This window comes from Streptomyces chryseus, assembly GCF_014650755.1.
Taxonomy (GTDB): Bacteria; Actinomycetota; Actinomycetes; order Streptomycetales; family Streptomycetaceae; genus Streptomyces; species Streptomyces chryseus.
The window spans coordinates 951,883-970,225 of record NZ_BMVO01000001.1 but is presented as its reverse complement, the minus strand read 5'-3'; the positions used below and the strand labels follow the sequence as shown (position 1 = coordinate 970,225).

Below are 18,343 nucleotides of genomic sequence, written 5' to 3'. Positions count from 1 at the left end.
ATCAGCCCTTTACTCCGGTCAGTGTGACGCCTTCGACGAACGCCTTCTGGGCGAAGAAGAAGACGACGATCACAGGGGCCATGACCAGTACGGTCGCGGCCATGGTCAGATTCCAGTCGGTGTGGTGCGCGCCCTTGAAGGATTCGAGTCCGTACGACAGCGTCCAGGCGGCCGGGTTCTCGGAGGCGTAGATCTGCGGTCCGAAGTAGTCGTTCCAGGCGTAGAAGAACTGGAACAGGGCGACGGCCGCGATGCCCGGCCTGGCCATCGGCAGCACGACCCGCACCAGCGTCCGCAGCTCGCCGCACCCGTCGACCCTCGCCGCGTCCAGGTACTCGTCGGGGATGGTCAGCAGGAACTGCCGCAGCAGGAAGATCGAGAAGGCGTCGCCGAACGCCATCGGGATGATCAGCGGCCACAGCGTGCCGGACAGGTCGAGCTGCTTCGCCCAGAACAGGTACATCGGGATGACGACGACCTGCGGCGGCAGCATCATCATCGAGATCACGAGCATCAGCGACAGCTTGCGGCCCCGGAAGCGGAACTTGGCGAGCGCGTAGGCCACCGGCAGGGAGGAGACCACCGTCAGTACGGTGCCGAGCCCGGCGTACAGCAGCGTGTTCCGCCACCAGGTCAGGAAGCCCGGCGTCTCGAAGACCTTGACGTAATTGCCCCACTCCCAGGTGTCGGGCGTCAGGTCGCGGGTCAGCGCCTGCTGGTCGTTCATCAGCGACGTCAGTACGACGAAGACGAAAGGCAGCACGAAGAAGAGCGCGGCCGCGATGCCCAGCGCGTGCACGGCGATCCAGTGCAGCAGCGCCCCGCGGCGGGCGGTGCGCTCGGCGGGGGATACGGCCGCGCCGCTCGCCTCCGTCTTCACCGGCTGGTCGAGAAGGTGCGTCATGACGGTCACTCACCTGCCTGGAGGATGCCGCCGCGCCGCCGCATCAGAAGCGCGGTGAAGGCCATGGCCAGGGCGAACAGCACGAGCGCGACCACGCACGCGGCGCCGTAGTCGAAGCGCTGGAAGCCCAGGTTGTAGACGAGCTGGGGGAGCGTCAGCGTCGACTTGTCGGGATAGCCGGGCTCGAACTGCTGGCCCGAGCCGCCGATGACGCCGGAGGCGACCTTCCCCGCGACCAGCGGCTGCGTGTAGTGCTGCATGGTCTGGATCACCCCGGTGACGACGGAGAACATCACGATCGGCGAGATGTTCGGCAGAGTGACGAACCGGAAGCGCTGGAGCGCGGACGCCCCGTCCAGCTCCGCCGCCTCGTACTGCTCCTTCGGTACGTCGAGCAGCGCGGCCATGAAGATGACCATCAGGTCGCCGATGCCCCACACCGCGAGCATCGTGAGCGCCGGTTTCGACCACGACGGGTCGTTGAACCAGCCCGGGGCCGGCAGCCCCAGATCACCGAGGACCGAGTTCACCGGCCCCGTGCCCGGGTTGAGGAGGAAGACGAAGGCGAGGGTCGCGGCGACGGGCGGTGCGAGGAACGGCAGGTAGAAGAGGGTACGGAAGAGACCCGTACCCATCCTGATCCTGGTGATCAGCAGGCCGACGCCCAGCCCGAAGACCACCCGGCAGGTGACCATGACCAGGACCAGCCACAGGGTGTTGCGCACCGACGGCCAGAACATCGGGTAGTCGCGGAAGACCCACGTCCAGTTGTCGAGCCCGTTGAACCTGGGGACACCGAAGCCGTCGTACTGCGTGAAGGAGAAGTAGACGGTCGACAGCAGCGGGTAGGCGAAGAAGACGCCGAACCCGACCAGCCACGGCGCCATGAACGCCACGGTCCGCGCCGCCGATCCGCGGCGCTTCGAGCGCAGCGTGGGGGAGGTCTTGCTCATCGGCGGACTACTTCGCCTTCGCGATGTCGGTGTCGATCTGCGCGGCGGTCTTCTCCAGACCGGCCCGCAGGTCCTTCACCGCGCCCTTCTCGTACTGGTAGCCGAACTCCTGGATCGTCATGAGGTACGTCGCCCCGTTCACGGCGCCGGCGGGGGTGCTGGACTTCGGGTGCCGCGCGATGTCCAGGAACGTCTTGAAGCGCGGGTCGAGCTCGAGGTCCGGCGACTTGAGCGCGGCGAAGGTGGACGGCACGTTGCGAATGGCGTTGGCGAACTCCACGACGGCGTTCGTGTCCGTGGTCATGAACTCGACCAGCTCCCAGGCCGCGTTCTGCTTCCTGCTCGCCGGGGCGATGCCCATGACCGTGCCGGAGAGGAAGCCCTTGCCGTAACTGTCGGCCTGGTCGTCGGCCACCGGCATCGGAGCGACGCCGACCTCGAACGGCACCTTGGCGTCCTCGGCCATTCCGAGCCGCCATTCGCCGTCCAGCTGCATCGCGACCTGGCCGGTGTGGAACGGGTGCTCGGCACCCCACTCGTCACCGAAGGTGCCCCGGTACTTCTCCAGCTTCCGGAACCCGCCGAGCTCGTCGACCAGCTTCTTCTGCTGCCTGAACATGGCCGCGAAAGCCGGGTCCTTGGCTATGTTCGACTTGCCGTCGGCGTCGAAGTACCGCTGGTCCCAGCTGCCCAGGTAGTGCTCGGTCGTCGTCTCGTAGCCGTGGTAGTTCGGCATGAAGCCGAGCTGCTCGTAGCTGTCGCCCTTGGTCTTCGTCAGCTTCTTCGCGACCGAGGTCAGCTCGGACATCGTCCTGGGCGGCGCCTCGATGCCGGCCTCCTTGAAGGCGTCCTTGTTGTAGTAGAGGCCGTACGCGTCGGTGAGCAGCGGCATCGCGCACCGCTTGCCCTCGAACTGCGTGTACTCCAGCGTCACCTTCGGGAAGGTCTTCTCCAGGTCGAGCTTCGACTTCTCGATGAAGGGTCCCAGGTCGGCGAAGGCACCCGACGAGCAGAACTTGCCGACGTTCGAGGTCGTGAACGACGAGACGACGTCCGGGCCCTTCGGACCGCCCGCGCGCAGCGCCTGGTTGAGTTTGTCGTCATTGATGTTGCCGACGACGTTCACCTTGATGTTCTTGTGCCGCGCCTCGAACCGGCCGACGTTCGCCTGGATCGCCTTCACCTCGCTCGGGGCGCTCCAGCCGTGCCAGAAGGTGATCGTGGTGTCCGCCTTCGGGTCGTCGGTCGCCCCCGATCCGGGCTCGCCCGTACACGCGGTGGCGAGCACGGACATCGCGGCGACGGCGACGGCTGAGCTGACGAGGCGGCGGCTGCCGCTGTTCTTGCGCATGGCGAAGCTCCCAGGGGCGGGGGGCGGGGGGCGGGGGGCGGGGGACGGGGTGAGGGGAGAGCGGAGGAGGCGCTAGCGGGAGGTGGTGTCGAAGACCTCGTCACGGGTGGTGGCCAGGGCGCTCTCCAGCGCCCCGCGCAGTACGGGCTCGTCCCGTACGGAACCGATGACGAGCCGGGGCCGGGGAGCGGCGAGCTCGGCGAGCTCCGCCTGGACCAGCCCGCGCAGCGGTTCGCCGCCGGCGACGAGCACTCCGCCGGACAGCACCACCAGCTCCGGGTCGAGGAGGGCGACCATGGCGGCGAGACCCGTCGCGAGACCTGTCGCGAAGGCGTGGAGGAGGTCCCGGTACGGCCCGTCGGCCGCCCGGGACGCCTCGCTCAGCAGCGCGATCGCCTCGTCGATGTACGTCTCGCCCGGCGGCACCGCGATGCCCAGCTCCCGGGCCAGCCGGGGCACCGCCTGCCCGCCCGCCAGCTCCTGGAAGCCGCCGGAGTTGGCCTTGGTCACCCGGCGCACGAGCGGAGTGCCCGGCACCGGCATGAACCCGACCTCGCCCGCGCCACCGGTCCAGCCCCGGTGCAGCCGGCCGCCGATCACCAGCGCGGCGCCGAGACCGCCGTGGTTCCACAGCAGGACGAAGTCCTGGTGTCCGCGCGCCGCGCCCAGCCGCTGCTCGGCGACGGCGGCGAGGTTCACGTCGTTCTCGTACTCGACGGGCATGGGCAGGGCGGCCGCGAGGTCGTCGAGCAGGGTGGGGGAGTGCCAGCCGGGGAGGTGGGAGGCGTACCGCAGGCGTCCGGTGCCGGGATCGAAGGCGCCCGGGGTGCCGATGACGACCCTGCGCACGTCGGACTGTACGAGCCCGGCGGCCTTCACCGCGCCGTCGAGCGCCTCGGTCACCTGGTGCACGACGGAGTCGGCCCGGCGGCCGGGGGTCGGCAGTTCGAACTCGCCCGCGCTCGCGCCGGTGATGTCGGCCACGGCGGCGCGGATACGGTGCGGGGTCACGTCGAGGCCGGCGACGTACGCCGCCCTGGGGTTGACCGCGTACAGCTGGGCGTTCGGTCCGGGGCGGCCCTCGGTCGTACCGGTGGCGACGACGAGGCCGGCGGTCTCCAGGCGGACGAGCAGCTGGGACGCGGTGGGCTTGGAGAGGCCGGTGAGCTTGCCGATCCTCGTGCGGGAGAGGGGGCCGTGTTCCAGGAGGAGGTCGAGGGCGGCGCGGTCGTTCATCGCGCGCAGCACGCTGGGTGTGCCCGGCGTACTCGGTGTGCCCGGCACACCTGGCGTGCTCGGCGGTCCGGCCATGCCCACGCACCCACCCTTCGCTGCCGTTCGGCCGCCGCCATTGTCCTGCTGCGGCCCCTTGAACACTGTTAGGAAAGTTTCCTGTTCCGTGGACGAACGTAGGACGCCGCCAGGCCGCCGTCAAGAGGCCGCCCACGGACAGCGCCCCCGCAGGCAACCGGAGCGTTGCCTGCGGGGGCGCGGGACGGGCGGAGGACCCGCCTACTTGTTGAGGTTCGTGGCGGGCGGCGGTATCGGCGACGCCGCGAGGGACTGCGGAGATGTCGGGCTGGCCAGGGCGGACGGCGCCGCCATGCCCGCCGTCGGGTCACCCGGCGCGGCCTCGTCGCCGAGCGCCGCCGGGCCGCCGACGATCCGGATGCCGGCCCGGTCGAACGCCTGCTTGATGCGCCAGCGCAGCTCCCGCTCGACCCCGAGCGCCTTGCCCGGCATCGTCTTCGCGGAGACCCGCACCACCATCGATTCGAGCAGCACCGAGTCCAGGCCGAGCACCTCGACCGGGCCCCACAGCATCTCGTTCCACGGCTCGTCCTTGGCGAGCTCCGCGGCGGTCTCGACGATGACCTCGCGCACCCGGTCCAGGTCCTCCGTCGGCCGCACCTGTACGTCGACCGCGGCCGTGGCCCAGCCCTGGCTGAGGTTGCCGATCCGCTTGATCTCGCCGTTGCGGACGTACCAGATCTCGCCGCCGTCGCCGCGCAGCTTCGTCACCCGCAGGCCGACCTCGATGACCTCGCCGGACGCCACCCCGGCGTCAATGCTGTCCCCGACGCCGTACTGGTCCTCAAGGATCATGAAGACGCCGGAGAGGAAGTCCGTGACCAGGTTGCGCGCGCCGAAACCGAGCGCGACGCCCGCCACACCGGCCGAGGCGAGGAGCGGCGCGAGGTTGATGTTGAGCGCGCCCAGCACCATCAGGGCGGCCGTGCCGAGGATCAGGAACGACGCGACGGACCGCAGGACCGACCCGATCGCCTCCGAGCGCTGGCGGCGCCGCTCGGCGTTGACCAGCAGGCCGCCGAGCGCCGTGCCCTCGACCGCCTGGGCGCTGCGGTTCATCCGGGCTATCAGCTTGGTCAGGGAGCGGCGGATCACCGTGCGCAGCACGGCGGCTATCACGACGATCAGGAGGATCCGCAGACCGACGCTCAGCCAGGTGGACCAGTTCTGCTCGACCCAGCTCGCGGCGTTGTTCGCCTGCTGCGCCGCCTCGTCGAGGGTGACGGGCTCGGGCGACGGATCGGCGGCCGACAGGACGGACCAGAGCACGGCGGGACCTCCAGGCGGGACGGGACGACAACAGACCAACCACACTAACGGGGCATCCCGCGTGGTCCGGCGCGCTGTTCGAGGGAGAGACAAGACTCACCAGGGCATCAAGGTGGTGTGGTCGAAAACACTTCGAGCCCGTTACCCGGACGTGGTGGCGTTTCGACCAGGCATGAGGGGAGACTGAGAGCAGATCGTCCCGGCGCGAGCCACGCGCCGCCGGCGTAATAGGAGGCATCCGTGCCGCATGTCCTGGTCCTCAACGCGTCGTACGAGCCGCTCGGCGTCGTACCGCTCCGCCGCGCGCTCGTCCTCGTCCTGGAGAACAAGGCTCTCTGCCTCGAGGAATCCGGCGCCTTCATGCACAGCGCGACCCGCGCTGTCCCCGCACCCAGCGTCGTGCGGCTGAAACGGTTCGTGCGGGTCCCCTACCGGGGGCCCGCCCCCCTCACCCGCCGTGCGCTCTTCGCCAGGGACGGCGGGCGCTGCATGTACTGCGGTGGCGTCGCAACCAGCATCGACCACGTGGTGCCGCGCAGCCGGGGCGGCCAGCACGCCTGGGAGAACGTGGTGGCCGCGTGCCGCCGCTGCAACCACGTCAAGGCCGACCGGCACCTCATGGAGCTCGGCTGGCGCCTGCGCCACCAGCCGGCGCCGCCGTCCGGGCTGGCCTGGCGGATCATCGGCACCGGGCACCGGGACCCGCGCTGGCTGCCGTACCTGCAACCGTTCGGCGCGGACGACGCGCTGGCCCGGATCGACGGCATCTCGGCCTGAGGTCCGGGCCTTTCGCCGCTTCCCGGGCGGGGCGGGGGACGCCTTGCCCGGGCCGGGTCGCCGGCCCGGCGGAGTGGGGGCGGGCCGTGTGGGGGAAGCCCTGTGCGGCGGCCGCCGCGCCCGGGGGCTGACCGGCGTCGGCCACCGTGCGTGGCGGAAGCCCGCCGGGGCCGCCGGCACCCCGCGCCGGGGCTAGTCCGCGTCGGCCACCGCGTACGCCTCGACCGCGAACAGCGAGTAGCCGAACGGCAGCGCCCGCTCGTCGCACTGCACCCGCACGAAGCGCGCGTTCCCCGCGTCCATCCGGACCGCCTCGCGGCCGCCCCGCCCGTCCCGGACCGTCGCCGCCGTGCGCCATGTGCGGCCGTCCTCGGACACCTGGACGCGGTACCTCTTCGCGTACGCCTCCTGCCAGTGCAGGACGACCTGTCCGAGCCGCACCGGCTCCGGCAGCTCCGCCTGCCACCACGCCGAGGGCCCGATCGGTGACGTCCACCGGGTCGCCGGGTCGCCGTCGGCCGCGTTCGGCGCCGTGAAGTCGGCGGTCTCGTCGCCCGACGACGCCACCCGCACGCCCCCGCCCCGGACGAGATCGGGCCCGCCCGTACGCGGGAAGGCCCGCACGGTGAGCACGCTGTCCTGCCCGTCGAACGACACCGGCACCTTGTACTCGCCCGCCCGCACCGCCTTGTCCACCCGGACGTCGAGCGGCACGGCGGTGGACGCGCCGCGCGGCACCGTCGTCGCCCTGGGCGCGCGCACCTCGATGCCCTTCGGGGCCTCGGCCGTCAGCCGGCCGCGCACCTCGCCGGGCCGCTGCCCGGTCAGCCGTACGGTCACCCGCTCCGGCCGGCTCCCGCCGATCTCCGCGTCCGTCTCGGTGCGCTCAAGTCGCAGCCCCGCCCGCGGCTCGTCCGCGAACCACGGCACCACCCGGTGCACGACGGGCGCACCCCCGCCACCGGCCTCGTCCCAGGTCAGGCGTACGGCGTCGACCCGCGCACCCTCGGCGGCCGTCTGCGTCCAGCCGCTCTCGGACAGCGTCCCGACCCGCCGCCAGCCGTGCCCCGGCACATGGGCCTCCACCGCCGCGCCCTCGCCCGTACCCGGCTCGGTCATGGCGGTCAGCGCCTCGACGGGCCGCGCCCGGTCCAGCCGCACGGTGTACGAACCGGCCTCCTCCGTGACCCGTCCCGCCTCCCGGTCCGCACCGGTCCAGGCGTCCGCCGCCTTGACGGTCCGCGCCACGAAGGCGTCGAGCACGCCCTTGCCGACGGTGACCCGGCTCGCCTTCAGGGAGCCCCGCAGCGCGTCCAGGTCCAGCGAGGCGCGCCAGGCGGCCGGACCGTCGCCGCGCGCCTGCGCCTGGAGCAGGTCGACGGACAGCTCGCCCGCCCGCCCGTATCGCGCCAGCTGCTCGGTCCACGGCCGTACCTCGTCGTCGAAGGCGCCGCCCGCCGAGTCCTGGAGCCGCAGCGGGGCGTCGCGCATCACCGTGAACGCGTCGCGCAGCCGCTTCGCCGCCGCGTCCCGTGCGCCCGGGTCGGCGGACGTCCGCGTCCGCCAGAAGCCGTCGATGAGCGGCCGCAGGTACGCCGACTCCTCGCCGCCCAGCACGGACGACGCGTCGTTGCCCGCCAGCGCCCGCATCGCGGCGCGGGCCTGCGCGTCGTCGCCCGCGAGGTCGTCCATCGCGGCCTGCCAGGACTCCTGCGGCTGGTAGCCGCGCGGGTTCCAGGCGTAGTCGGCGGCGGTGAACAGGGGGATGCGCGAGGCCGACGCCTGCTCCATGGCGTTGGCCAGCACAGCGGCGGACCCGGCCGCGACGGCGGGGTCCCGGCCCGTGTACGGGCCGAGGAAGATACGGTCCTGCGCGTAGTCGTTGACCGGGTAGTTGTCCATCGTGACCAGCGGATGCGCGAACGCGGCGCGGGCGCCCGCGAGTTCACGCCCGGTGATCGTCTTCGGTACGACGCCGACACCCGTCCACGCGACGTGCACCCCGCCGTCCAGCTCGGCGGCGAGCGCCCGCCGGTAGTCGGTGTCACCCTCCTGGTAGAACTCCGTCGGCATCACCGACAGCGGCTCGGAGCCCGGATGCCGCTCCGCCAGGTGCCGCGCCACCGCGTTGGCCACCCGCGCGTGCGCCTTCGCCGCCGCTTCCGGTCCGGACCCGAAGGCGTCGGCGTCCGCGTCGCAGTGCCACTCGCTGTAGCTGACGTCGCCGAACTGGAGCTGGAAGGTGCGCACGCCCAGCGCCCACATCGCGTCGAACTTGCGGTTCAGCGCCTTGATGTCGCCGTCGGACGACATGCACATGGCCTGCCCCGGGGCCACGGCCCAGCCGAGCGTCACATGGCTGCCGCGGGCCCGCTCTGCCAGTGCCCGGAAGTCGGCGCGCTGGTCGGCCGGGTACGGGTCGCGCCAGCGGGCCTGCCGGTACGGGTCGTCACCGGGGGCGTAGAGGTATCGGTTCTGCTTCGTGCGGGCCATGAAGTCGACCTGGGCGAGCCGCTGTTCGCGGGTCCACGGCTGCCCGTAGAAGCCCTCGGTCATGCCGCGCACGGCCGTCCCCGGCCAGTCCCGGACGACGACTCCGGCGATCCGCTTTCCCCGGCTGTCGCTGCCGGCCCCGCTGTCCTGGTCGTCCGTCACCAGTTGGCGCAGGGTCTGCACGGCGTGGAAGAGGCCGTCGTCGCCGACGCCGTCGAGCGCGACCGTGTCCCGTCCGCCGACGCTGCCGACGGCTATCCGGTAGCCCCCGGACGGCAGATCGGCGCGTTCGGGTGCGCGCAGGGCGCGCAGCGCGTCGTTCGCGCCGGTGCCCCCGGCCCGTACGACCAAGCCACGTGCGGGCAGCGGCTCGTCCGGCCGCACGGTGTAGAGCGTCGTGACGCCCGCGTCACGCAGTACGTCCCCGAGGGCCTTCAGGGCGTACGGATCAGTGCCCTCCTCCGCGACGAGCGCCGCTTCACCGCCCACCCGCACCGACTGCCCCGCGGCCCGCATCGACTGGGGCCGGGGCCAGACGGAGGGCAGGGCCGCGGCGTCGTTCCCACGGTCCGGCTTCGTGGTGGAGGGGGCGCCCGGGTCGGGGTCGGAGGGGGCGGCGAACGCTCCGTGCGAGCCGCCGAGCAGCCCCCCGATTACAGCGACCGCGACGGCGGTCGCACCCCTCGCGCCTCTCCTGCGCCCCAACTGCACGGCCGTCTCCTCAGTCGCGTCAGCGTCCCCTGTGGGCCCGAGCCCACCACCCGTCCGGCCGGGTGTCAATTCTCGTCACGGGAACCAGGTGTGACGCGGGCCACGTTGATGGAACGTATACGTCTGCGGCCGTGTCCTTTGGGTAGGGCTGCTGTGTCCACTTAGCCCACCGTAGGGAGGCCCCTGTGGCCGCTGCACAGCTTCTCCTCTCCGCCCTGTCCAAACCCGTGCCCGTCCCCCGTGCCCAGCTCGACGACGCGTTCCCCTTCGACGACGCGGGCTTCGCGGAGCCGCTGCTCACCGCCGAGCCGCCGCTGACCAGCGAACCCCCCATGGCAGACGCCGCCCCGCTCACGAGTGAGCCTCCGATGGCCGACGTCGCCCCCCTGACCAGCGAACCGACAGCCCACGGCACGGCATCGGGCGTGGAGCCCGCGGGGGTCTAGATGGGCCTTGCCCGGCTCGCGGCCCTGCACGGCGTCGCCACGTCCTACCAGCCGTCGGCGCACCGCACGCTCCAGGTCCCCGACGACACGGTGGTGGCCGTTCTGGCCGCCCTGGGCGTCGACGCGCGCACGCCCGAGGCGGTGCGTACGGCCCTCGAAGCGCACGAGGCCGCCACCGCCCGCCGCCTGCTGCCCGCCGCACTGGTGTCCTGGACGGGTCCGGCCGGCCCCCAGCCGCCGCCGGCCCTCACCGGCCTGCCCGCCGGTACGCGGCTGCGCGTCGAGACGGAGCAGGGACCGGCCGTGGAGTGGGACGTGCCCGACGCCGCCCCGCCCGAACCGCTCACCGACGCGCCGCCGTCGGTGGCGGACGGTACGGGCGGTGGGGGTGGAGCGGGTGGCCCGGGCCGGGCGGTTGGCGAGAGCGGCGAGGTCGGCCCGCGCGTCGAGGGCGGTGAAGGCGGGGAGGGCTGGGGCCGGTTACCGCTCGGAGTGCACCGGCTGGGTGTCCGTACGCCGCAAGGGCAGGAGGACGCCGCCACGCTGATCGTCGCGCCCGCCCGTGTGCCGCGGCCCCCCGGCCGCACCTACGGGTTCATGGTCCAGCTCTACTCCCTCCTCTCCCGGCGCTCCTGGGGCATGGGTGACCTCGGAGACCTCGCCGAGCTCGCCGCCTGGTCCGGGCGCTCCCTCGGCGTCGGCTTCGTCCAGATCAACCCGCTGCACGCCGCCGTCCCCGGTACGCCCACCGACCCCTCGCCGTACCGCCCCTCCTCGCGTCGCTTTCCCGACCCCGTGCACCTGCGGGTCGAGGACGTCCCGGAGTACGCCCACGTCCCGCCGGCCGACCGCGCCCGCATCGACGAGCTGCTCGACCGGGCCGCCACCCTGCGCGACGGCGTCCTCAACAAGGGCGAGCTGATCGACCGCGACGCCGTGTGGCAGCTGAAGAAGCGGGCCCTGGAGCTCGTACGGCAGGTCCCGCTCGGCCCCGGCCGACGCGCCGCCTACTGCGACTTCCTCGCCGAACAGGGCACGGCGCTGGAGGACCACGCCACCTGGTGCGCGCTCGCCGAGGTGTACGGGCCCGACTGGCACACCTGGCCGGCCGCACTGCGCGACGACCCGCGCTCCGCCGCCGTCGGGCGCGCCCGCGACGAGCTGCACGACCGCGTCGACCTGCACGGCTGGCTGGCGTGGCTCACCGACTGCCAACTGGCCGCCGCCCAGAACGCCGCCCGCGAGGCCGGCATGCCCGTCGGCATCGTCCACGACCTGGCCGTCGGCGTGCACCCGGGCGGCGCGGACGCCTGGGCGCAGCAGGACGCGTACGCCCGCGGCATGTCCGTCGGCGCCCCGCCGGACGCCTTCAACGCGCTCGGCCAGGACTGGGGGCTGCCTCCGTGGCGCCCCGACGTCCTGGCCGCCGCCGGGTACGCCCCGTTCCGCGGCCTGCTGCGCGGACTGCTGCGCAACGCCGGCGCGCTGCGCATCGACCACGTCATGGGCCTCTTCCGGCTCTGGTGGGTCCCGGAGGGCCTGCGGCCGACGGAGGGGACGTACGTCCGCTACGACGCGGAGGCGATGCTCGCCGTACTCGCCCTGGAGGCGCACCTGGCCGGCGCGAGCGTCATAGGGGAGGACCTGGGGACGGTCGAGCCGGGGGTACGGGACGCCCTCGCCCAGCGCGGCGTGTCCGGCACGTCGGTGATGTGGTTCGAGCGCGACTGGGCCGGTACGGGCGGACCGCTGCCCCCGGACGCCTGGCGCGAGCACTGCCTGGCCACGGCGACGACCCACGACCTGCCCTCCACCGCCGCCCGCCTGACGGGCGAGCACGTGGCGCTGCGCCATCGGCTCGGCCTGCTCACCCGGCCGCTGGAGGAGGAGCGGGCCGAGGCGGCCGTGGAAGTGGCCGACTGGCTGTCGTACCTGGCCAGGCTCGGCCTGCTGCCCGAGGGCGCCGGCGACGAGGAGGGCGAGATCCGTGCCGTGTACCGGTTCCTGCTGCGCACCCCGGCCCGGATGATCGGTATCTGGCTGCCGGACGCGGTGGGCGACCGCCGGCCGCAGAACCTTCCGGGCACCTGGGACCAGTACCCGAACTGGCGCCTGCCGCTCGCCGACGCCGAAGGGCGCCCCACCACCCTGGAGGACCTGGCCTCGTCACCTCGTCTGCACGACCTCGTCGCCGCCTTCCGGCCCCGTACGGCACCCCCGGGCGCGCGGCCCGCCTAGGCGTTCGCTAGGTTGGCACCGTGGACAAGAAGAACGCCCTGCGCGCCGGTGCTGTCGCGGCCGGTACGACGCTGATGATGCTGCTCATGTCGTCCCCCGCGCTCGCGCTCACGCCCGACGACGGTGACGATCCGGGATCCGGCCTGAGTGTGGCCGAGACGCTCGGCCTGTATGTCGTGGCTCCGATCGCGCTGTTCGTGGTGATCGCGGGACTCGTCATGGTGCTGGACAAGTCCAAGAAGCAGAGCTGACCTCGCGGGGCTGCTGACCGTGCGGTCTCGCTGACCGTGCGGAGTCCCGCAGTACAGATACGACGGTTCTCCGAGGGCGCCTCCACTGGGGGCGCCCTCGGGCGTTGTCGGGGGCAGGCATGCGGGGGGTGCGGGCCCCCGTCAGTCGCGGGTGCTGCCGGCCAGTAGCAGGCGCAGCAGCTCCTGGAGCTGCTCCACCTGGTCCTCGCGGAGCCCTTCGAGTGCCTCGTGCTGGATCTCCAGCCCCGCCACCACGGCCTCGTCGACGATCGCGAGGCCGCGCTCGGAGAGCGTCACCCGCAGCCCGCGCCGGTCGTGCGGGTCGGGGCTGCGGCTGAGCAGACCGGCCCGTTCCAGCTTGTCGAGCCGGCCCGTCATCCCGCCGGTCGTGAGCATCAGCGTCGCGGAGAGCTGGCGCGGCGAGAGCGTGTACGGCTCGCCGGAGCGGCGCAGCGTCGCGAGGACGTCGAACTCCCCGCGCGCGATCCCGAACCGGTCGTACGCCTTCTCGATGCGGTCGCCCATCGCGCGCGCGACGCGATAGACGCGTCCGAAGACCGCCATCGGGGCGGTGTCGAGGTCGGGGCGCACCTCGGCCCACTGGGCCGTGATGGCGTCGACGGGGTCCTTGCCGGCCGGCTTGGCGGCGTCGGTGGTCCTGGTGGCCTTGGTCGTCATGAGCGCAGTATCCGAAGACTTCAGGTCGACCGCAAGAAAGTAGTTTGCGGGCAAGTAGCTTACGAGTAAGCTACTTGCCATCGACCTGCTTCTTCTGGTCGGTCTCCTTCCTCTTCGCAGTCCGACCTCGGGGGGTCAGTGCAGTCATGCATCGTGCCGGGACCATCGCGCTCACCGCGCTCGCGCCCATCTCGTGGGGCTCGACGTACGCCGTCGCCACCGAATTCCTGCCGCCCGACCGGCCGCTCTTCACCGGCCTGATGCGCGCTCTGCCCGCCGGGCTCGTCCTGCTCGCGATCGCCAGAACGCTGCCGCGCGGGGTCTGGTGGGGGAAGGCGGCCGCACTCGGGGCGCTCAACATCGGGGCGTTCTTCCCGCTGCTCTTCCTCTCCGCGTACCGGCTGCCGGGCGGCATGGCGGCGGTCTTCGGCTCGCTGGCACCGCTGTGGGTCGCCGGGCTCGCCGTCCTGCTGCTGAGCGAGAAGCCGACCGTACGCACCCTGCTGACCGGGATCGCCGCCGCGCTCGGTGTGAGCCTGGTGGTGCTGCGCGCCACCGCCGCGCTGGACACCCTGGGGGTGCTGGCGGCCCTCACCTCCTCCGCGTCGATGGCCGCGGGCACAGTGCTGACCAAGCGCTGGGGGCGGCCGGAGGGCGTGGGTCCGCTGGTGATGACCGGCTGGCAACTGACCGCGGGCGGGCTGCTGATCGCACCCGTCGCCTTTCTGGTGGAGGGTGCGCCGCCGGCGCTGGACGGGCGGGCCGTCGGTGGCTACCTCTACCTCGCGCTGGTGAACACGGCGGTCGCGTACTGGCTGTGGTTCCGCGGCATCGGCCGGCTCACCGCGACCTCGGTGACCTTCCTGGGGCCGCTGTCGCCGCTGACCGCCGCGGTGATCGGCTGGGTGGCGCTGGGGGAGGCGCTGACGCCGGTGCAGCTCCTGGGCATGGCGATCGCGCTCGGAGCGACGCTGCTGGGGCAGGGGAAGGCGGCCGCTCCGAAGGGAGGGCCTCCGGGGCAATCGTTCAGATCAACTGAAGGGATCGATCAAAAAGATTCGATGGACCTGATGGGTGGGGCGGTGCGACGGTAGAGCTCGCGATCAAGAAGCGCGGAAGTGCGGAAGCGCGGAAGCGCGAAGGAACACGTCGGAGGGGCAGGGGACAACAGTGGCAGTCCAGGACCGCGTCCAGGTCGGTAGCGAGCCGGTGGGAGAGAGGGGGAGTGCGGACGCCGGAGCGGGCGGGCGGTCGGTAGGCGCCGAGAGGGCGACCGCCGTCGGTCTCGTGCTCGCGGCCGTCGCGACGGTCGTCTGGTCCGGCAGCTTCGTCACTTCCCGGGCCCTCCACGACTCCGTCCCGCCCGTGCAGGCTGCCTTCTGGCGCTGGATCGTGGCGATCGTCGCCGTCGCCCCCTTCGCCGCCCGCGAGGCGTGGCGCCAACGGGCGGTGCTGCGGCGCAACTTGGGCTTCGTGGTGCTGGCTTCGCTCCTCGGCGTGACGGTCTACAACACCCTCGTGAACCAGGCCGGACTCTCGACGTCGGCCGGCAACATGGGCATGATCATGGCCGCCTCGCCGGTTCTGATGGCCGCGTACGAGCGCCTGGGAGGCGCCCGCATCGGCGCTCGCCGCACGGTCGGCATGCTGGTGGCGTGCCTTGGGGTACTGCTTCTGGTCAGCAAGAGCTCCCTCGCCATGGACTTCGCCGCCGGGGACCTGTGGATGCTGGCGGCGGCCGTCTGCTTCGGCTCGTACAGTGCGCTGCTGCGGCGCAAGCCCACCGGGATCGGCGGACTGGCGTTCCTCTTCAGCACGTTCGTGCTCGGCGCGTTGATGCTCCTGCCGGCGTACGCCGTCAGCCTGGCGCTCCAGGGTGGCTTCCAGCCGACGGCGGGAACGGTCGGCCCGCTGGTGTACGTGGGCGTCTTCTCCTCCGCGGTCGCGTTCTTCGCGTGGAACAAGGCGATCGCGCTGATCGGCGCGGCGAGGGCGGGCGTCGTCTACTACCTCCAGCCGGTGTGCGTGGCGCTGCTCTCCTTCGTCCTGCTGGGCGAGGCGACGGGCCCGGTGCAGATCGTATGCATGGCGCTGATCCTCGGCGGAGTGATGCTGGGGGCGGGACGGGGGCGGTGACGGGAGGGCTTTCCGCCTCCGGCCGGGAAGGGCGCCGGGATACATTCCGTCCCATGATCGAGTGGGACATCAAGAAGCTGCGGATCCTGCGGACCCTGCGTGAGCGGGGGACCGTGACCGCGACGGCCGAGGCGTTGATGATGACGCCGTCGGCCGTTTCGCAGCAATTGTCCAACCTCGGCAAGCAACTCGGCGTACCCCTCCTTGAGGCGCACGGGCGGCGGGTTCGCCTGACGGACGCCGCCCACCTGGTGCTGCGGCACGCGGAGGCGGTCTTCGCGCAACTGGAGCAGGCGGACGCCGAGTTGACGGGCTACGTGCGGGGAGAGGCGGGCGAGGTGCGCGTGGGGGCGTTCTCGACGGCCGTGCCCGCGCTGGTGGTGCCGGCGGTACAGCGGCTGCGTACGACCCATCCCGCGCTGGAGGTGCGGGTGCGGGAGGCGGAGGCGGCGGAGGCGTACGAGCTGCTGGCGAGCGGGGCCGTGGACCTGGCGCTGTCGCTGGCGGCGCACGCGCCGACCGCCCGCGACCAGCAACTGGCCCGCGTGCCGCTGCTGGCCGACCCGCTGGACGTGGCGCTCCCGGCGGGACACCCCATGGCGGCGGCGCCGGGGCTGAGGCTGGCCGACCTGTCGGGCGAGCCGTGGATCTTCGGCGGGAGCGGGCCGTGGTCGGAGATCACGCGCCACGCGTGCGAGGCGGCGGGCTTCGTGCCGGAGCAGGCGCACAGCGCCGCCGGCTGGACGGCGATCCTGGCCATGGTCGAGGCGGGCATGGGCGTGGCGCTGGTGCCGCGCATGGCGGCGGCGGAGCGGCGAACGGGAGTGGTGATGCGGGTCCTGAGCGCGGACCAGCCCCAGCGCCACGTCGTGGCGGCGGTACGCCGGGGAGCGGAGGCGGGTCCGGCCGTGGCCCGCGTCCTGGCCGCCCTCCGGGAGGTGGCTACGGCGCGACGGGGGTGAAGGGTGTACCACTGGTTGTTCGGCGGGGTGGTTCTCGGGCCGTCCCTGGCGCTTCAGGGTCGGTGGGCCGGGGTGGTGCGTCAAGGGCGCTCCTGCGTCGCGTCGCCTTCGGCGATTGCGCTTCGCTCCACCCTTGACCCACCACCCCGGCCCACCGCTGACGCTCAACAGGGGACGGCCCAAGAAAAACGCCCAGCACGGGAAGTCCGGGGAGTGGTGCGGGTGGGTTCGGTGGCTGTCGGGTGAGTGGGTGGGGCGCGGTAGCTTCCGGGGGTGGTGCGGCCCCTGGCTCGGCGGGTGCGGCGACGGTTGTTGGTGCGGCACCACGTTTGCGATGCACATATGCGCCCACGCCGGTGGTCGGCCGGCCTGGCCGGGCGACCTGCGGACGCTGCGCTGCCCTGGAATGGCGCCAACCGCACAGTTCCTGGCGGCGGTCGCCTCTCCAGGCTCATCAGTCACACGGGTAGTGGCTCGGTGCGCGGTCTGGGGGTTTTGGTTCGTTGCGGTCGGTGGCTGCCCGAGGGGCCGGTGAAGACTCCTGACCCCGCCACCGTTCATCTCTGCTTCAAAGCTTGTCCAGAAACATTCGATGGACCTGACCGTTCATTCGGTGTGACAGTCGGTCCCATGACGACGAACTCCGCACAGGCCGAAGACCCGCACGCCAACGACGCCGCGCCCTACGGGGGTGGCGACCCGTACGCCGATTACCGGGGCGGGGACTTCCCCTTCACCGAGCTCGTCGACCTGGCCGACCGGCGTCTCGGGGCCGGGGTCGTCGCCGCCAACGACGAGTTCTTCGCCGAGCGCGAGAACCTCCTCGTCCGCGAGCGTGCCGTCTTCGACCCGGAGCACTTCGGGCACAAGGGCAAGATCATGGACGGGTGGGAGACCCGCCGGCGGCGCGGTGCCGACGGCGCGCACCCCTTTCCCGCGCCCGACGACCACGACTGGGCCATCGTCCGCCTCGGCGCCCCCGGCGTCATTCGCGGCATCGTCGTCGACACCGCGCACTTCCGGGGCAACTACCCGCAGCGCGTGAGCATCCAGGCCGCCGCCGTGGAGGGGTCGCCGAGCCCCGAGCAGCTGCACGCCGCCGACGTGAAGTGGGAGGAGATCGTTCCCCTGACGCCCGTGCGGGGGCACGCCGCCAACGGGTTCGAGATCAGCGGCGAGCGCCGCTACACGCACGTCCGGCTCTGCCAGCACCCCGACGGCGGTGTCGCCCGGCTCCGTGTGCACGGCGACGTCGTGCCCGACCCGCAGTGGCTCGACCTCCTCGGGACCATCGACCTCGTGTCGGTGCTCAACGGGGGTGTGTACGAGGACGCTTCCGACAAGTTCTACTCGTCGCCGACGCAGATCATCCTGCCGGGGACCTCGCGGAAGATGGACGACGGGTGGGAGAACCGCCGGCGCCGGGTCCGCGACACCAACGACTGGGTGCGGTTCCGCCTCGTGGCGCAGGGCGCTGTCCGCGCCGTCGAGATCGACACGGCGTACCTCAAGGGGAACTCGGCCGGCTGGATCGCCCTCAGCGGGCGCAACGGCGAGAACGGTGAGTGGTTCGAGATCATCCCGCGCACCAGGCTCCAGCCCGACACGCTGCACCGCTTCAAGCTCCCGGCCCAGGCCGTCGCCACGCACGTACGGCTCGACGCCTTCCCCGACGGCGGCGTCGCCCGGATGCGGCTGCACGGGGCGCTCACCGAGCAGGGGGCGGCCGACCTGCGGGCGCGGTACGAGGACGTGGCCGGGCAGTAGCCCACAGACCCCGCCCGGCGGCCGGCAGCGGCACAGCGCCCGGCCGCCGGGCGGTTTCAAGCGCCGAAAGGGCGCTCCCCGCTGGGGGAGCGCCCT

The 18,343-nt window shown here is 72.5% G+C and carries 15 protein-coding genes; 8 read left to right on the top strand and 7 right to left on the bottom strand.

All coding sequences use genetic code 11. The features are described from left to right. Window position 1: 1 nt before the first annotated feature. The 5 genes from IE185_RS04440 to IE185_RS04420 all read right to left on the bottom strand — a co-directional run bounded on the left by IE185_RS04440 (window position 2) and on the right by IE185_RS04420 (window position 5,788). On the bottom strand, window positions 2–904 hold the full coding sequence (locus IE185_RS04440; protein ID WP_138898470.1) for a carbohydrate ABC transporter permease: 903 nt from the start codon (window positions 902–904) through the stop codon (window positions 2–4). A gap of 5 nt (window positions 905–909) precedes the next feature. Further along, window positions 910–1,857 carry a carbohydrate ABC transporter permease gene (locus tag IE185_RS04435; RefSeq protein ID WP_138898471.1) on the bottom strand — a complete coding sequence of 316 codons (948 nt, stop codon included), beginning with the start codon at window positions 1,855–1,857 and terminating at the stop codon, window positions 910–912. Between the two features lie 7 nt (window positions 1,858–1,864). Beyond that, window positions 1,865–3,208: an ABC transporter substrate-binding protein gene (locus tag IE185_RS04430; RefSeq protein ID WP_138898472.1), complete on the bottom strand. Its 1,344-nt coding sequence runs from the start codon at window positions 3,206–3,208 to the stop codon at window positions 1,865–1,867. Window positions 3,209–3,280: 72 nt separating this feature from the next. Continuing rightward, window positions 3,281–4,519 carry an ROK family transcriptional regulator gene (locus IE185_RS04425; RefSeq protein WP_373303678.1) on the bottom strand — a complete coding sequence of 413 codons (1,239 nt, stop codon included), beginning with the start codon at window positions 4,517–4,519 and terminating at the stop codon, window positions 3,281–3,283. Between the two features lie 201 nt (window positions 4,520–4,720). Continuing rightward, the gene (locus tag IE185_RS04420) at window positions 4,721–5,788 is read right to left on the bottom strand and encodes a mechanosensitive ion channel family protein (protein ID WP_138899160.1); all 1,068 of its coding nucleotides are present in this window, start codon (window positions 5,786–5,788) and stop codon (window positions 4,721–4,723) included. A gap of 240 nt (window positions 5,789–6,028) precedes the next feature. On the opposite strand from IE185_RS04420, the gene IE185_RS04415 reads away from it, so the two are divergent. Then, window positions 6,029–6,565: an HNH endonuclease gene (locus tag IE185_RS04415; RefSeq protein WP_138899159.1), complete on the top strand. Its 537-nt coding sequence runs from the start codon at window positions 6,029–6,031 to the stop codon at window positions 6,563–6,565. Between the two features lie 192 nt (window positions 6,566–6,757). Here the strand turns inward: IE185_RS04415 and IE185_RS04410 are convergent, their stop codons facing one another. Then, complete coding sequence (locus IE185_RS04410) at window positions 6,758–9,769, bottom strand: glycoside hydrolase family 84 protein (protein WP_189714626.1); 3,012 nt, start codon at window positions 9,767–9,769, stop codon at window positions 6,758–6,760. A 185-nt stretch (window positions 9,770–9,954) separates the two neighbouring features. Here IE185_RS04410 and IE185_RS04405 point away from each other — a divergent pair, with 185 nt between their 5' ends. Genes IE185_RS04405 through IE185_RS04395 form a run of 3 tightly spaced genes read left to right on the top strand, consistent with a single transcriptional unit; the run spans window position 9,955 to window position 12,704 of the window. After that, complete coding sequence (locus tag IE185_RS04405; RefSeq protein WP_138899712.1) at window positions 9,955–10,215, top strand: hypothetical protein; 261 nt, start codon at window positions 9,955–9,957, stop codon at window positions 10,213–10,215. After that, window positions 10,216–12,453: a 4-alpha-glucanotransferase gene (malQ, locus tag IE185_RS04400; RefSeq protein WP_189714624.1), complete on the top strand. Its 2,238-nt coding sequence runs from the start codon at window positions 10,216–10,218 to the stop codon at window positions 12,451–12,453. A 20-nt stretch (window positions 12,454–12,473) separates the two neighbouring features. Continuing rightward, window positions 12,474–12,704: a hypothetical protein gene (locus tag IE185_RS04395; protein ID WP_138896634.1), complete on the top strand. Its 231-nt coding sequence runs from the start codon at window positions 12,474–12,476 to the stop codon at window positions 12,702–12,704. Between the two features lie 141 nt (window positions 12,705–12,845). Here the strand turns inward: IE185_RS04395 and IE185_RS04390 are convergent, their stop codons facing one another. Next, the gene (locus tag IE185_RS04390; protein WP_138896633.1) at window positions 12,846–13,382 is read right to left on the bottom strand and encodes a MarR family winged helix-turn-helix transcriptional regulator; all 537 of its coding nucleotides are present in this window, start codon (window positions 13,380–13,382) and stop codon (window positions 12,846–12,848) included. A gap of 146 nt (window positions 13,383–13,528) precedes the next feature. Between IE185_RS04390 and IE185_RS04385 the strand changes: the two genes are divergently transcribed. The 4 genes from IE185_RS04385 (at window position 13,529) to alc (ending at window position 18,247) form a co-directional block, all read left to right on the top strand. Then, on the top strand, window positions 13,529–14,476 hold the full coding sequence (locus tag IE185_RS04385) for an EamA family transporter (protein ID WP_138896632.1): 948 nt from the start codon (window positions 13,529–13,531) through the stop codon (window positions 14,474–14,476). Between the two features lie 193 nt (window positions 14,477–14,669). Continuing rightward, entirely contained in the window at window positions 14,670–15,518 is an 849-nt protein-coding gene (locus IE185_RS04380) for a DMT family transporter (protein ID WP_229843351.1), read from the top strand. A 53-nt stretch (window positions 15,519–15,571) separates the two neighbouring features. Then, window positions 15,572–16,480: a LysR family transcriptional regulator gene (locus IE185_RS04375; RefSeq protein ID WP_189714622.1), complete on the top strand. Its 909-nt coding sequence runs from the start codon at window positions 15,572–15,574 to the stop codon at window positions 16,478–16,480. 630 nt (window positions 16,481–17,110) lie between these two features. Next, window positions 17,111–18,247 carry an allantoicase gene (alc, locus tag IE185_RS04370; RefSeq protein WP_138898230.1) on the top strand — a complete coding sequence of 379 codons (1,137 nt, stop codon included), beginning with the start codon at window positions 17,111–17,113 and terminating at the stop codon, window positions 18,245–18,247. Window positions 18,248–18,343: the final 96 nt, after the last annotated feature.

Bases quoted from the DNA above. Each gene is read 5' to 3' on its own strand.
- IE185_RS04385 (WP_138896632.1), top strand. From the start codon at position 13,529: ATGCATCGTGCCGGGACCATCGCGCTCACCGCGCTCGCGCCCATCTCG.
- alc (WP_138898230.1), top strand. From the start codon at position 17,111: ATGACGACGAACTCCGCACAGGCCGAAGACCCGCACGCCAACGACGCC.
- IE185_RS04390 (WP_138896633.1), bottom strand. From the start codon at position 13,382: ATGACGACCAAGGCCACCAGGACCACCGACGCCGCCAAGCCGGCCGGC.
- IE185_RS04375 (WP_189714622.1), top strand. From the start codon at position 15,572: ATGATCGAGTGGGACATCAAGAAGCTGCGGATCCTGCGGACCCTGCGT.
- IE185_RS04440 (WP_138898470.1), bottom strand. From the start codon at position 904: ATGACGCACCTTCTCGACCAGCCGGTGAAGACGGAGGCGAGCGGCGCG.
- IE185_RS04430 (WP_138898472.1), bottom strand. From the start codon at position 3,208: ATGCGCAAGAACAGCGGCAGCCGCCGCCTCGTCAGCTCAGCCGTCGCC.
- malQ (WP_189714624.1), top strand. From the start codon at position 10,216: ATGGGCCTTGCCCGGCTCGCGGCCCTGCACGGCGTCGCCACGTCCTAC.
- IE185_RS04435 (WP_138898471.1), bottom strand. From the start codon at position 1,857: ATGAGCAAGACCTCCCCCACGCTGCGCTCGAAGCGCCGCGGATCGGCG.
- IE185_RS04425 (WP_373303678.1), bottom strand. From the start codon at position 4,519: ATGGCCGGACCGCCGAGCACGCCAGGTGTGCCGGGCACACCGAGTACG.